14 protein-coding genes are annotated in these 14,073 nt (G+C 66.9%); 12 read left to right on the forward strand and 2 right to left on the reverse strand.

Annotated elements, in window-relative coordinates:
• Window positions 1-185: 185 nt before the first annotated feature.
• The 4 genes from ACQP2T_RS20695 (at window position 186) to ACQP2T_RS20710 (ending at window position 2,760) form a co-directional block, all read left to right on the forward strand.
• A complete protein-coding gene (locus ACQP2T_RS20695) occupies window positions 186-641 on the forward strand; it encodes a recombinase family protein (RefSeq protein ID WP_433517747.1) in 456 nt (151 codons plus the stop codon).
• A 292-nt stretch (window positions 642-933) separates the two neighbouring features.
• Entirely contained in the window at window positions 934-1,524 is a 591-nt protein-coding gene (locus ACQP2T_RS20700; protein ID WP_433517748.1) for a hypothetical protein, read from the forward strand.
• Between the two features lie 559 nt (window positions 1,525-2,083).
• Window positions 2,084-2,443, forward strand: a complete 360-nt coding sequence (locus ACQP2T_RS20705; protein ID WP_433517749.1) for a type II toxin-antitoxin system RelE/ParE family toxin — start codon at window positions 2,084-2,086, stop codon at window positions 2,441-2,443.
• A complete protein-coding gene (locus ACQP2T_RS20710) occupies window positions 2,440-2,760 on the forward strand; it encodes a helix-turn-helix domain-containing protein (protein WP_433517750.1) in 321 nt (106 codons plus the stop codon). Before ACQP2T_RS20705 ends, ACQP2T_RS20710 begins: the two co-directional genes overlap by 4 nt.
• A 212-nt stretch (window positions 2,761-2,972) precedes the next feature.
• On the opposite strand, the gene ACQP2T_RS20715 is transcribed toward ACQP2T_RS20710, so the two are convergent.
• Window positions 2,973-3,593 (reverse strand): hypothetical protein, encoded by a 621-nt coding sequence (locus ACQP2T_RS20715; RefSeq protein WP_433517751.1) that lies wholly within the window; start codon window positions 3,591-3,593, stop codon window positions 2,973-2,975.
• 39 nt (window positions 3,594-3,632) lie between these two features.
• Window positions 3,633-4,436: an LLM class F420-dependent oxidoreductase gene (locus ACQP2T_RS20720; RefSeq protein ID WP_433517752.1), complete on the reverse strand. Its 804-nt coding sequence runs from the start codon at window positions 4,434-4,436 to the stop codon at window positions 3,633-3,635.
• A gap of 350 nt (window positions 4,437-4,786) precedes the next feature.
• Here ACQP2T_RS20720 and ctaD point away from each other — a divergent pair, with 350 nt between their 5' ends.
• From ctaD to ACQP2T_RS20760, 8 genes are all read left to right on the forward strand, one after another.
• Window positions 4,787-6,541: an aa3-type cytochrome oxidase subunit I gene (gene ctaD / locus ACQP2T_RS20725; protein ID WP_433517753.1), complete on the forward strand. Its 1,755-nt coding sequence runs from the start codon at window positions 4,787-4,789 to the stop codon at window positions 6,539-6,541.
• Window positions 6,542-6,726: 185 nt separating this feature from the next.
• Window positions 6,727-6,960: a hypothetical protein gene (locus ACQP2T_RS20730; protein ID WP_357951079.1), complete on the forward strand. Its 234-nt coding sequence runs from the start codon at window positions 6,727-6,729 to the stop codon at window positions 6,958-6,960.
• A 4-nt stretch (window positions 6,961-6,964) separates the two neighbouring features.
• The gene (gene frdA / locus ACQP2T_RS20735) at window positions 6,965-8,701 is read left to right on the forward strand and encodes a fumarate reductase (quinol) flavoprotein subunit (RefSeq protein WP_433517754.1); all 1,737 of its coding nucleotides are present in this window, start codon (window positions 6,965-6,967) and stop codon (window positions 8,699-8,701) included.
• On the forward strand, window positions 8,694-9,455 hold the full coding sequence (sdhB, locus tag ACQP2T_RS20740) for a succinate dehydrogenase iron-sulfur subunit (RefSeq protein ID WP_357951084.1): 762 nt from the start codon (window positions 8,694-8,696) through the stop codon (window positions 9,453-9,455). The genes frdA and sdhB overlap by 8 nt, the downstream gene beginning before the upstream one ends.
• Complete coding sequence (locus ACQP2T_RS20745) at window positions 9,452-9,835, forward strand: hypothetical protein (RefSeq protein ID WP_433517755.1); 384 nt, start codon at window positions 9,452-9,454, stop codon at window positions 9,833-9,835. Before sdhB ends, ACQP2T_RS20745 begins: the two co-directional genes overlap by 4 nt.
• Window positions 9,832-10,173, forward strand: coding sequence for a fumarate reductase subunit FrdD (frdD, locus tag ACQP2T_RS20750; protein ID WP_358441536.1), 342 nt, complete (start codon window positions 9,832-9,834; stop codon window positions 10,171-10,173). Before ACQP2T_RS20745 ends, frdD begins: the two co-directional genes overlap by 4 nt.
• Before the next feature lie 113 nt (window positions 10,174-10,286).
• Window positions 10,287-13,031, forward strand: a complete 2,745-nt coding sequence (locus ACQP2T_RS20755; RefSeq protein WP_433517756.1) for an immune inhibitor A domain-containing protein — start codon at window positions 10,287-10,289, stop codon at window positions 13,029-13,031.
• 92 nt (window positions 13,032-13,123) lie between these two features.
• Window positions 13,124-14,062 (forward strand): diacylglycerol/lipid kinase family protein, encoded by a 939-nt coding sequence (locus ACQP2T_RS20760; protein WP_358551412.1) that lies wholly within the window; start codon window positions 13,124-13,126, stop codon window positions 14,060-14,062.
• Window positions 14,063-14,073: the final 11 nt, after the last annotated feature.

Genomic DNA, 14,073 nt, shown 5'->3' on the forward strand with positions numbered 1-14,073 from the left:
GTGTCCGTCATCTGGATCACCGCCACATCGGATCCGCGAATCCTGCACGTCAAATGTAATCGTGCGCTCACTGTCTGAATCTAGATATGCGCCGGGCGCATGCCGGTATGCGCCATCGATCATGGCCCCACGCGTGGGCGGCTGGTCACTGTGGGAGCACCCCCACCGACCAGCAGGGAGGCACAGTGGCCACACACTTGGAACCATCGGAGCCGGTGACCAGCATGGGGATCACGGCGGCGGACAGCCGCCCCGCTGTCGGGGCCGGTGCGGTCACGCATCCGGGAACGCTATCCGGGACCGTCCTTTCGCCCACGGCGCGACGGTTGGCGGTGGGGTACGTGCGGGTTCGGCCCGACACCAGCGCCGCTGACAGTGACCAGGTCACCGGGCGTTTGTCGGCGTTCGCGACCCGCTCCGGGCTGGACCTGGTCGATATTTACACCGACCGTCACCCGTTCCGCCGGTCAGCATTCGGGGCCCTCCTCCACGCACTACGCAGGCCGGACATCACCGCCGTCGTGATCCCCGCCCCGAGGCACTTGTCGGAGTTCGACGGCATCTACCGAGGCATGCGCATGCTGATCGAGGTAGAGACCCGGTGCGAGGTGGTCGTCATGGACGACGGGATCGCGCCATGACCGCACCGATCCACGACCGGACGTTTGAGCAGCTAGTGAGTCAGGTGCCCGCGATCATCGTTGACCAGGCCAAGGCCAAACAGTGGGTGCTACGCCTTGCCGGGGCGCTGTTGGGAGTCAATGGGCGGCACCGCGTCGACGCGCGCGGCCGGTGCCGGCTATGCCGACCCGCACACCTGCGGGCGCGGCGGTGGCGGTCCTGGTCAGCGTGCTCCCCATGGACCTTGCGACCCACCCTCGCTCACTATCTCCGAGAACCGCTGGTGTTTCCTGCTGAGGATCGGGGAGTGTCATGAGCGGCCGGTTCGCGCCGGTGCCGCCCACCGTAGGCCCAGCTTCTGAAATCACGTTGTTGGCGCTGCACACCGCGACCACCATCGGTGCGCAAGTCGCGCGGATCGCCGCCCGGCTTTGGGGCCTTGCACATCTCGATCACGCCGCCGAGCAGGTCGCCGAGCATTTGATCGCCCGTGCGGTAGAGATCACCGGCTATCCCGACCCGAACCTCCGATACAGCGACATCGACCTCACCACCCTTGCCGTGGTCAGCATCCGGGTACACCGCCGTGCCGACGCCCTGATCATCGACGTGTGGGACACCGACCCCACCCCACCTGACACAACGCCACTCGATCAACGCATGGCCGCTGTGGGGGCCCTGGCCCGCCGCTGGAACAGCTACCCCGCCCCACGGGGCGGGAAAGTCATCTGGGCCGAAATCGCGCCCGAAGATCAACACGTAGGTCAGGAACCGCACTCACGCAACGCGGCCGCCAACGGCGTGCCCCATCCCGAATCACCAGCCAGCGCATACCCCTGCCACACCGCTCAACCACCGGAGCTACCCGTGACCACCGGTCTTGACATGGCGCCGTTCTGGTAAGGCACCCATGGTGGGCGGAACCAGTGACCCTCGCTGGTGGTGTGAGGCGGTGGCGAACGGTTCTGGGGGGCGATCGGGCTGGGACTACTGCCGTAAGCGGGTGCTGTATGCCCGTTAACCGTTGTCCGCGTCCGCTGAAGGCCCACCTTGAGCCTCCAGCCAAGCTTCCGCCTCCCCATGGCGAAGCGTGAGGGCGTAGCCCTTGGGAAGGCGGTCCGAGCGGAGCGAGGTCCCCCAGGGGGCGGGCGGTAGCCCGCCTGGGAGAACGTCCGGAGCGAAGCGGAGGCCCTTGCCGACTTCCGGGTCGATTACCTTGATCAGTTTGCCGCACTTGGCCTCGATGACTCGTGCGCCCAGCAGGGCGGAGGTGAGGCCATGACATAGCGGCTGATCGTCTGTTTGTAAGCTCGTCGTCGCTTGCCGCTGGGAGTCTGGGGTCCTGACAGCTGCCAGCAGGCCTGGTAGCAGGCCGGCGGTTTCGTCTGGAAACGAGCGGGGTCGAAGTCGTGCTCATTTGCCTCTCCCGGAGTACAATAATATTGTTGTGTCTGGAGGGCGGATGGCATATCGGCTGGTGTTGACCACTCAGGTACGCGACTGGCTCCACGAGTTGCGTACTGGAGATCCACTGACGCGGAGGCTGGTGGCCGAGGCCGTCGACCGGCTCTTGGATGAGGGCCCGGCCCTGGGACGCCCCTTGGTGGATCGGATCAGCGGCTCCGACCTGCACAATCTCAAAGAGTTGCGGCCCGGGTCCAGCGGAACCAGCGAAGTACGGATCCTGTTCATCTTCGACCCCCTCCGCAACGCGGTCCTGCTGGTCGCAGGCGACAAGTCCGGCCAATGGAACCAGTGGTACCGACAATCCATCCCGCTGGCCGAGCAGTGGTATGAGGCGTATCTGAAGGAGCTGTCATGAGCACCGAGTTTCATTCCTATACGCGTGATGAGTTCATCGCTGAGTTCGTCCACCCCGACGACCGGCAGGCGTTGCAGGAGGCACGGGAGCGCCGGGTAGCCCAGGTGCGCGGGGGGTTTCTGGCCGACATGCGCAAGAAGGTCGGGCTGACCCAAGCCGAGGTGGCCCAGGCGATGGAGGTGTCCCAGCAGCGCGTCTCGGCGATTGAGAGCGGGTCCATCGCCGAACTGGCCACCCTCAGCCTGTACATCCACGCCCTGGGCGGAGAACTGAAGGTCATCGCCGACTTCGGGGACACCTGGCAACGCGTCGCCTGACCGGATCTGCGAAGGTCTCGGACTGGTCAGGATTGAAGAGGTGGGCCCCGCGATTCCCGGCTGAGGCGTGACGTCCACATGCGCCCTGGCGGCTGCGGCTGACGGCAACAGAGGTGGACAACCATCTCCTCGACGTCAGCGTCCTGTCAGCTGGGGTGGGTGTGCAGTTCGTCTAAAGACCAGGACGTTGAACTGACTGTTGGCCAGGGCGTTCAGCAGCCGCCGATGCTGCAGAGCTTCGTCGCCATCTTTGTCGCGTCCGACTGGTGCTTAGCCAGGGTTCTGATGGCCGGGGTGTCGTTGTGCATGTCCCAATAAATGGCTATGGCCGCGCCCTTGCGGACCGCGATGAACTGCTGGGTCTGGGGTACGGGATTGGACTTCGTCGCCTTGGTGGCCCTTGAGGCGCCCACCGAGTCGTCGCCGATTTTCGGGTCGATTACCTTGACCAGTTTGCCGCACTTGGTCAGGCGGGTGCGGAACTCGGTCATCAGTTTCTCCGCGGCGCTTGCCTTCGCGAAGAGGAAGACCTGCTCGCCGCGTTCCGCGTTGGTCTTCTCACCGCCGCCCATGTGCGGGTCATAGGTGAGGTCGCGGCGGGCGATCCAGTCCTTTTTCAGCTTTGCGCCCGAGCACTGGATGTTCTCCACCTCGATCAAGTTGTCGTTCTGGGAGAGGAGCCAGTGTTCGTGCTTGGTGTCCTTGCGGGCCTCCTTTTCGTACAGGAGGAAGTTCTTCGGGATCGTTGGGGTGGCCAGGGCCGCCGCCGGTGGGAGCAGCAGGGCCGAAACCAGGGCGCCGCCGGTCAGCAGGGTGATCTTCTTTATGTTCATGCGGAGTTGGATGCCGGTAAGCGGAGAAAGGTTCGGTACTTATGTGAGGAATTCGGCTGGGGCGTTTCGTTTGATAAACGAATCCAGCTCGGGCAAGGACAGGCCCGGTGGGATGGCCACGATGAGGCGGTCCACGCCCAGTTCCGCGTACGACCTCACAGTGGCGGGGTCGAGGCGGCGGGCCGGGGTGACCGAGATGTGCAGGGGTTTGGTCGAGACGGCCCTCAGTGACGCCAGCTGGGCGGCCGTGGCGCGTAGGCCCAGCATCCAGCCGTACCAGCCGTCGGCCAGCGTGGCGGCTCGGCGGTGGGCGGCCGGAGAGTGGCCGCCCATGATGACGGGGACCGGGCGCTGGAGGGGGCGGGGGTAAGCGTCCACGTCCTTGAAGGAGACGTGCCGGCCGTCGAAGGCGGGCTTCTCGTCCTGCCAGAGGGAGCGGATGGCCGCCAGGTACTCCTCCACGCGGGAGCCTCGGTCGGACATCGGGACGCCCAGGGCGCGGAGCTCGGGCTCCAGGTAGCCGGCGGCCACGCCGAAGATCAGGCGGCCGCCGCTGAGGACGTCCACGCTGGCCAGTTGCTTGGCGAGGATCAGCGGGTCGCGCTGGGGGAGGACGACGCAGCCGGTGGCCAGCAGGATGCGCTCGGTGTGGGCGGCCAGGAAGGCCAGCGAGACCACGGCGTCCAGCAGTGGCGCGTCCGGTTCGAGAGGGGCGGAGTCCACTCGGGGGCTGGGGAGGACTACGTGGTCGGCGGTCCACAATGACTCGTAGCCCAGGCTTTCGGCCAGCCTTGCCACGTGGGCGGCGCCCTGGCGGTCGGCGGCGGCGAACCCGTTCGGCATGTGAAGGCCGATGGAGGGTCCGGCGGAAGGTCCGATGGAAGGTCCGATGGAGGGTTCCATCGAGGGTCCGATGGAAGGCCCCACGGAAGGTCCGGTGGAGGGTCCCGCGGAAGGTTCGGTGGAGGGTGGGGTGGGGGACATATTGGGAAACGTTACGGGGGCCGAGGGTGGTCCACCAGCGACGATCTCGCATGGAATCCATGCGCCGCGTGCATGCCATAAGGGCCGAAAAAGGGGTGCCAGGCAAAGACGTGTGCGGCGAATGTTGAAAATTGCTTCCCGTATGGCGATCGTTGGCGTGGAATTGGAGGATCGGGGGCAGAGCACACTCCGCAAAGGAGGGAGCACTCGTGACGACAGTTCGCGAGACCTCGATCGAGCAGGTCAGACGCCGGCGCACCGGGAAGATCATTGTGTCCTGGCTGTCGACGACCGATCACAAGGTCATCGGCTATCTCTATCTGATCACCTCGTTCGGGTTCTTCCTCGTCGCGGGCATTATGGCCATGGTGATCAGGGCCGAATTGGTACAGCCCGGGATGCAACTCGTGAGCCAGCAGCTCTACAACCAGCTGTTCACCATGCACGGCACGATCATGCTGCTGTTGTTCGCCACGCCGCTGTTCGCGGGGTTCGCCAATGTGATCATGCCGTTGCAGATCGGCGCTCCTGACGTCGCGTTTCCCCGGCTCAACGCGGTCGCGTACTGGATGTTCCTGTTCGGTGGGCTGATCGTGCTGGCCGGGTTCGTCTCGCCGGGCGGGGCCGCCGAATTCGGGTGGTTCGCCTATACGCCGCTCTCCACCGCCACCTTCACGCCGCACATCGGCGGCGATCTGTGGATCATGGGGCTCGCGTTGTCGGGCCTCGGTACGATTCTCGGCTCCGTCAATTTCATCACCACGATCATCGGGCTGCGGGCCCCCGGCATGACGATGTTCCGGATGCCGCTGTTCACCTGGAACACCCTTCTGACCAGCATGCTCGTCCTCATGGCGTTCCCCGTGCTGGCCGCCGCGCTGCTCGTGCTCGAATCGGACCGCAAGTTCGGTACGCACGTCTTCGACCCGGCCAACGGCGGCGCGTTGATCTGGCAGCACCTGTTCTGGTTCTTCGGGCACCCCGAGGTGTACATCATCGCGTTGCCGTTCTTCGGGATCATCACCGAGGTGATCCCGGTGTTCAGCCGCAAGCCGATTTTCGGATATGGCGGGCTGGTCGGGGCGACGATCGCGATCGCCGGACTGTCGATGACTGTGTGGGCGCACCACATGTTCCCCACGGGTCAGGTGCTGTTGCCGTTCTTCTCGTTCATGACGTTCCTCATCGCGGTGCCGACAGGGGTGAAGTTCTTCAACTGGATCGGCACGATGTGGCGGGGGCATCTCTCGTTTGAGACGCCGATGCTGTTCGCGGTCGGGTTTCTCGTGACGTTCCTGCTGGGCGGTCTGACCGGGGTCATTCTGGCGTCACCGCCGCTCGACTTCCACATCAGCGACACGTATTTCGTCGTCGCGCACTTCCACTACGTGGTGTTCGGGACCGTGGTGTTCGCCATGTTCTCGGGGTTCTACTTCTGGTGGCCAAAGATGACCGGGCGGATGCTCGACGACCGGCTGGGGAAGGTGCATTTCTGGACGCTGTTCATCGGGTTCCACACCACGTTCCTGATCCAGCACTGGCTCGGGGCGCTGGGCATGCCCAGGCGGTACGCCGACTACAGCCCCGCCGACGGCTTCACCGGGATGAACGAGATCTCCTCCATCGGGGCGTTCCTGCTCGGCGCTTCGACCTTGCCGTTCCTCTACAACGTCTGGAAGACGGCCAGGCGGGCGCCCAAGGTGACGCTCGACGACCCGTGGGGCTACGGCAACAGCCTGGAGTGGGCCACCTCGTGTCCGCCGCCACGGCACAACTTCACCTTCCTCCCGCCCATCCGGTCCGAACGGCCCGCGTTCGACCTGCACTATCCGCCGTTGGCGAAGGAAGTGCCCAGGGAAGAACTGGATGAAGGGGCTAAGGAGGCTGATGAGGGGGCCAAGGAAGTGGAGAGCGAAGGGGGCGGAGGGGAAGGCTCGGAAGAGACCGAGGAGAAGCCCGGCTGACCGGCCTCTGCCGTAAAGCCGCCCGAAGACAGCTCGAAAGCCGCCCAAAGGCAGCTCGGAAGCCGCCCAAAGGCAGCTCGAAGGCATTCAGAGGCCATCCGAAAGCCGCCCAAACCGGGCCTTCTCCGAAGAAGGCCGGGGTGCTTGTGTGGAGATGACGTTTCGCCCATCTAAGGAGATCGGCGATGACAGGCACGAAGACTCCCTTCACGCCAGAGACGGCCCCCTGCGGCAAGAAGTCCGCCGGCGAGCGCCTCGTCGACGACGACGGCTACGGCCTGGTGATCCGCGACCAGCTCTTCGACTGCGGCTGCCGCAGGATCCGCCACGAGTACCACGACGGCAGCATCCACCTCTCCGCCATCCGCCATGACGGCAAGCGGGTGAAGGACCCGATACAACCCGACCACGGGAGCTGATCGCATGATCGACGTGCTCATCGTCGGAGGAGGCGGAGCGGGTCTGCGCGCGGCCATCGCGGTCGCCGAGACGGACCCCGCGCTCACGGTGGCGGTCGTGTCGAAGGTCTACCCGATGCGCAGCCACACGGTCTCCGCCGAAGGCGGCGCCGCCGCGGTGATCGGCGTCGGCGACACGCTCGACGAGCACTGCTACGACACGATCTCCGGCGGCGACTGGCTCTGCGACCAGGACGCGGTCGAGGCGTTCGTGGAGGAGGCGCCCCGGGAGCTGATCCAGCTGGAGCACTGGGGCTGCCCGTGGAGTCGCGAGCCGGACGGGCGGGTGGCCGTCCGGCCGTTCGGCGGGATGAAGCGGATGCGCACCTGGTACGCGGCCGACAAGACCGGTTTCCACCTTCTCCACACCTTGTTCCAAACAACACTGAAATATCGGGACATCGTGCGGTATGACGAGTGGTACGTCACCAAGCTCGTCGTCGACGACGGCCGGGTCCACGGCGTCGTGGCCGTCGACATCAGGACCGGTCGCATCGAGACCATCCCCGCCAGGACTGTCATCCTGGCCACCGGCGGCTGTGGCCGCGTCTTCCCCTTCACCACGAACGCCGCGATCAAGACCGGCGACGGCATGGCCCTGGCCTACCGGGCGGGCGCGCCGCTGAAGGACATGGAGTTCGTCCAGTACCACCCCACCGGCCTGCCGTTCACCGGCATCCTCATCACCGAGGCGGCCAGGGCCGAGGGCGGTTGGCTGATCAACAAGGACGGTTACCGCTACCTCCAGGACTATGACCTGGGCAAACCCACGCCGACGCCCAAGCTGCGCAGCATGGAGCTGGGCCCGCGCGACCGCCTCTCCCAGGCGTTCGTGCACGAACAGCAGCTCGGCCGCACGGTCGACACCCCGTACGGGCCGGTCGTCTACCTGGACCTGCGCCACCTCGGCGAGGGCAAGATCGAGGCCCGCATCCCGTTCGTCCGTGAACTGTGCAAGAGCTACCAGAACCTCGACCCGGCCACCGACCTCATCCCGGTCCGCCCGGTCGTGCACTACATGATGGGCGGCGTCCACACCGACCTCGACGGCGCCACTCCGATCGCCGGGCTGTTCGCGGCCGGTGAGACCGCGTGCGTCAGCATCAACGGCGCCAACCGGCTCGGCTCGAACTCGCTGCCGGAGATCCTCGTCTTCGGCAGAAGGGCTGGCCTGGCCGCCGCGAGGTTCGCGAAAGAGCACAAAGAGCAGGGCGAGCCCCAGGCCGTACGGACGCAGGGGGACGACGAGCGGCGGCGGCTGGAGCGCGCGCGAGACGCGTCGGGCAAGGGCGAGCGGATCGCCGACCTGCGCGAGGAGATGCAGCACACGCTGGAGGGCGCGGCCGGGATCTACCGGACCGGCGGCGTGCTCGCCAGGGCCGTCGACACCCTCGCCGAGCTGCGCGAACGCGCGGCGGATGCGCGCGTAGACGACTCCAGTACGACGTTCAACACCGAGCTGATCAACCTCCAGGAGCTGCACACCATGCTCGACGTCGCGCAGGCCATCGTCGCCTGCGCGCTCAACCGGACGGAGTCGCGCGGCGCGCACCAGCGCACCGACTTCTCCGCCAGGGACGACAGCACCTATCTCGCGCACTCGCTGGTGCACCGCGCGCCCGACGGCACGCCGTCGGTCGGCCTGCTGCCCGTGACGATCACCCGCTGGCCTCCGGGGGAAAGGGTCTATGGACGTGACTGACACCGAAGAGTCCGTACGGCAGGCGGCGGCCACCCGCACGATCCGGCTGGAGATCGCCCGTTACCGGCCGGGTCAGGACAGCGAGCCGGTGTTCCAGGGCTACGACGTGCCGCTGACGGCCGACTGGGCGGTGCTCGACGGCCTGAACTACGTCAAGGACCGGCTCGACGGCAGCCTGTCGTTCCGCTGGTCGTGCCGGATGGGCATCTGCGGCTCGTGCGGCATGACCGTCAACGGCGAGCCCCGGCTGACCTGCGGAACCTTCCTCACCGAGTACGGCGACGGGCCGATCAGGATCGAGCCGCTCAAGGGCTTCCCGGTGATCAGGGACCTGGTCGTGGACATCGACGACTTCCTGGCCAAGCTGTCGTCGGTGCGGCCGTGGCTCATCAGGGAGGGCGAGGAACTGCCGCTGACCACGGAGTACGCGCAGACGCCCGAGCAGCTCGACGCCTACAAGCAGTACAGCATGTGCATCAACTGCATGCTCTGCTACTCGGCCTGCCCAGTGTACGTGCTCAACCCCGACTTCCTCGGCCCGGCCGCGATCGCGCTGGCTCAGCGCTACAACCTCGACTCCCGGGACATGGGCGACCGCTTCGACGTGCTCAACCTGGAGGAGGCGGTCTGGGGCTGCACGTTCGTCGGGGAGTGCACGCGGGTCTGTCCCAAGCACGTGGACCCGGCCGAGGCGATCCAGCGCGGCAAGCTGACCGCCGCCCTGCGCTCGGTACTGCCCTGGAGCAAGCGATGAGCAGCACATACCGGCCGCCGCGGGACGCGTTCTGGTTCGCCCGTACCCGCAACTACACGATCTTCGTCCTGCGCGAGCTGACCAGCGTGCTGGTCGCGTGGACGATCGTCTTCCTGCTCCTGCTGGTCGGCGCCCTGCTGGGCGGCACCTTCCAGGACTTCACCGCCCTGGCCGCCCAGCCCTGGATGATCGCCGTCAACGTGGTGGCCCTGGTCGCGACCGCCTTCCACGCCGTCACGTTCCTGAACCTGGCCCCGAAGGCCACCGTGGTCCGGCTCGATGGCTGGCGGGTGCCCGCCTGGATGATCCAGGGCGGCAACCATTCGGCGTGGCTGGCCCTGTCCGTCCTGATCGCCTACTTCATCCTGAGGTCACCGTGAAGCGGACGCTGGAGCCGTACCTGTGGCTGCTCTTCAGCGGCGGGGGAGTGGCCGCCGCGCTGCTGCTGCCCGTGCTGGTCCTGCTGTTCGGCGTGCTCATGCCGCTCGGTGTGATCGACTGGCCGACGGTCGCGCACCTGCGCGCGCTCCTGGACAACGTCCTCGTACGGCTCGCGCTGCTCGTGGTCATCGTGCTCTGCCTGTTCCACGCCGCGCACCGGATCCGGTTCACCAGCGAGGAGTTGTTCGGCATCGCCCGGTACGACTCGCTGATCGCGGTGCTCTGCTACGGCGGGGCGATCGTGGGCGGTGTTACTGGGGCGTTGCTTTTGTTCTAGTTTCATCACATTTCAACTGGGCTCTTTACGTTTGCTTTACCCACCCTCTAAATTCCGGCATTGCACACCCTGTGGCCATGCGCCCGGCGACCCCGGGCAGAGAGGGTTACTCAGTGCCCAGCACAAAGCGTCTGTTAGCCGCATTACCCGCGGTCGCCCTCCTCGGCGCCGCGTTGACGGTCCCCGCCGCCCCCGCCTCTGCCGCCAGGTACGAGCCGGGCGCGTCCGACTTCTACATCAACTATGCGCCGCCCCGCGTCGAAGAGACGCCCGACGAGCCTCTTCTGCCCAACCAGAAGGCCCGCTCGCTCAGTCCGGCGCAGAAGGTCGACAGGAAGTTCACCAGCGGCAACCCGGCCGCCGCCCGTGTGCTCGCGGCCCGCGAGAACGAGGCGATCAAGACCGGTCGCAACCCCGCCGACTTCATCTTCAAGAAGTCCAAGCAGACCCGCGTCGCCAAGCTGCTGACCGTCCTGGTCGAGTTCAACGAGCAGGCCAACGACGACTTCTCCGGCTACAACCGCCTGCGCACGGTCGACAGCGCGCCCGACGACTGCGTGGTCGAGCCGGCGGGCACGGTCAAGAACGGCCCGCTGCACAACAACATCCCCGACCCCGCGACGTTGCCGCAGAAGGACAACAACAGCTTCTGGGTCAAGGACTTCAGCACCTCGCACTTCAACACGATGCTCTACAGCGACAAGGGCATCACCCAGCGCGTACGTCCCGACCTGAAGGACCCGCGCGACGGCCGTCCCGGCATCGACATCTCCGGCTTCACGATGAAGAAGATGTACGAGGAGATGTCCAAGGGCGCCTACTCGGTCACCGGCTCCGCGGTCGGCTGGATCAAGGCGCCGCACTCCGAGGCCTGGTACGGCGCGGCGGCCTGCGGTGGCGCTCCCCAGGACATGACCGGCAGCCCGGACAACCCGCTCGGCGCGGGCCAGCTCGCCATCGACACGGTGGACGCCCTGGCCAAGAGCCAGCCCAACTTCCCGTGGGCCGACTACGACGTCGAGGACGTCTCCGACGTCGACGGTGACGGCAACTTCAGCGAGCCCGACGGCGTCATCGACCACCTGGTCATGGTGCACGCGGGCAAGGACAAGTCGTCCGACGGCGGCGCCGAGGGCACGTACGCGATCTGGGCGCACTCCAGCGCGGTGGCCGGCGGCTACAAGATCCCCGGCACCGACAAGAAGATCTCCAACTACATCGTGCAGCCGGAGGACTCCGGCGTCGGCGTCTTCGCCCACGAGTACGGCCACGACCTCGGTCTGCCCGACCTGTACGACACCTCGGGCCAGGCCAGCTCCGCCGTCGACTTCTGGGACCTGATGTCGAGCGGCTCGCACTCCGGGCCGATCTTCCAGTCCATGCCGACCCACATGGGTCTGTGGGACAAGTGGGTGCTCGGCTGGGCGAACCCGAAGACGTTCAACCCGGGCGACGCCGCCAAGCTGGTCACCGTCGGACAGTCGTCGCGGACGCCCAAGCTCACCCAGGACGGCGTCCGGGTGAACCTGGCCTCCACGCCGCTGAAGATGGTCGACCCGCACAGCGGCGCCAACGCCTGGTGGTCCGGGCTGGACCAGGAATGGGCGGACGTCAAGCTGACCCGTGACGTGGCGGTGCCCACCGGGACCGACCTGCGGTTCTGGATGTGGAACAACTACGAGATCGAGCAGGACTGGGACTTCGGCTTCGTCGAGGTCTCGACCGACGGCGGCGAGACCTGGGCCCAGCAGAAGGTCTACGACGAGGCCGGCAACGAGGTCACCACGCCCGACGGCTACCCGGACCCGAACAAGAACCTCAAGACGTTCGGCGACAAGAAGTACGGGCTCACCGGCAACACCGACGGCTGGCGGCACGACTACGTCAACCTGAACGCGTTCGCCGGTAAGACGATCAAGCTGCGCCTCGCGTACAACACCGACGCGGCCTTCACCCCGCGCGGCTGGCACGCCGACGACTTCCAGCTCACCAACGGCGGCACCGCCGTGTGGAGCGACGACGTCGAAGGCGGCGAGAACGGCTGGAAGGCCATCGGCGGCACGCACACCAACACGAGCGGCCAGGGCTGGACGATCAACAACGGCTCGCGCGAGGTGTCCCGCTTCTACCTGGCCGAGTGGCGCAACTTCGACGGCTTCGACCAGGGCCTGCAGTACGCCTACGACACCAACTACTCCCGCGACGGGGCGTGGAAGGTGGAGAAGGTCAAGTACAACGCCCCCGGCCTGCTGGTGTGGTACCGCGACTCGACGTTCACCAACAACTCGCTGTCCAACAACCTCGATCTCCAGCCGAGCATCGGGTCGAAGGGCAGCCTGCTGGTCGTGGACTCGCACTTCGACCCGCTGCGCCGCACCGGCACCGCGGCGACCAAGGACCCGACGCGGCACAAGAACCTCGAAGGCCGCACCCAGTCGTCCAACGCGGCGTTCTCCTTCGGGAAGACCTACCCGCTCAAGGAGTGCCTGGAGGCGGCGGACGAGCCGTTCAGCGAGTACTGCACGAACATCCCGGCGCTGAAGGGCGTGCCGAACTTCACCGACGCCAAGACCTGGTACCCGGGTCTGGAACTGCAGAACGGCAGCCTGTTCTACCGCGACTTCGACGCGTCGGTGGTCGTCCCGTCCAAGGGCGACCAGCCGTACAGCACCCGCGTCGTGAACGTCGACGGAACCCCGGCCACCGAGCTGTACGGCACGGACCTGGGAGGCGGCCACGTGGCCGGCACCGGCAACCCGGGTGACGAGGGCAAGGCGCTCGGCATCCAGTTCAAGCTGGTCTCGCCGCTGCCCGGTAACCTGGGCGCCATCGTCCAGGTGATCCCGCCGAAGAAGTAACGCCAAAAGGTAAATCGAGGGGCCGCCGGGACCATCCGGCGGCCCCTTCGGCTGGCCCCAGCGGGCACTCCGCGCACCTACCATGGATGACCATGAGCGAATTGCGTACCAAGACCGAGCACACCGAGGCGATCCGTCAGGACCGCCGGGTGGCGGTGGTGGTCAACACTCGCTCGCGCCGTGGCCGCCGGCACTACTTCGAGGTGATCGACCAGATCCACGCCCTCGGCTTCGAGCCGCAGGCCGAGCTGTCGGTCTCCAACCCCAAGCGGCTGCGCGCCCTGCTCGACCAGGCCCTCGAGACCCGGCCCGACCTGTTGATCGTCGGTGGCGGCGACGGCACACTGTCCTCGGCCGTCCGCCATGTGGCCCACCGCGACGTGGCGCTCGGCGTGCTCCCGCTGGGCACCACCAACAACTTCGCCCGCAGCCTGGGCCTGCCGCTCGACCTGGCCGGGGCGGTGGGGGTGTTCGCCACCGGCAAGGTGGCCGACATCGACCTCGGCATGGCGGGTGACCGGCCGTTCGCCAACCTGGCCAGCTTCGGCGTGTCCGTCGAGGTGGCGGGCACGGTCAAGCCGTGGCTCAAGCGCATCCTCGGCCGTCCCGCCTACCCGCTGACCGCGCTGCGGGTGCTGCCGGGCCACCGGCCGTTCCGCGCGTACATCACGGTCGACGGCACGCGACACGAGCTTTTCACCCACCAGCTCAACATCGCCAACGGCCGCTTCCACGGCGGCTGGCAGCTGGCCAAGGACGTCAGCATCGACAACGGCATGCTGGTCGCCTACCAGCTCGGCTCGGGCAAGAAGCTGCGGCTGCTCGGCGAGACGCTGGTGCGCGCCACGACCGGCCGCTGGCGCAGCCTGGCGGGCGGGCCGTTCGTGATGGGCAGAGAGATGCTGCTGGAGACCGACCCGCCGATGGCGGCCGACGTCGACGGCGAAGTGCGCCTGCGCACCCCGATCCGGCTCCGCGTGGTGCCCAACGGGGTGCGCGTCATGGTGCCCGCCGACTTCGACGACCGCTAGAGGGTACGCGG

This window comes from Nonomuraea sp. CA-143628, from assembly GCF_050942315.1.
Classification (GTDB): domain Bacteria; phylum Actinomycetota; class Actinomycetes; order Streptosporangiales; family Streptosporangiaceae; genus Nonomuraea.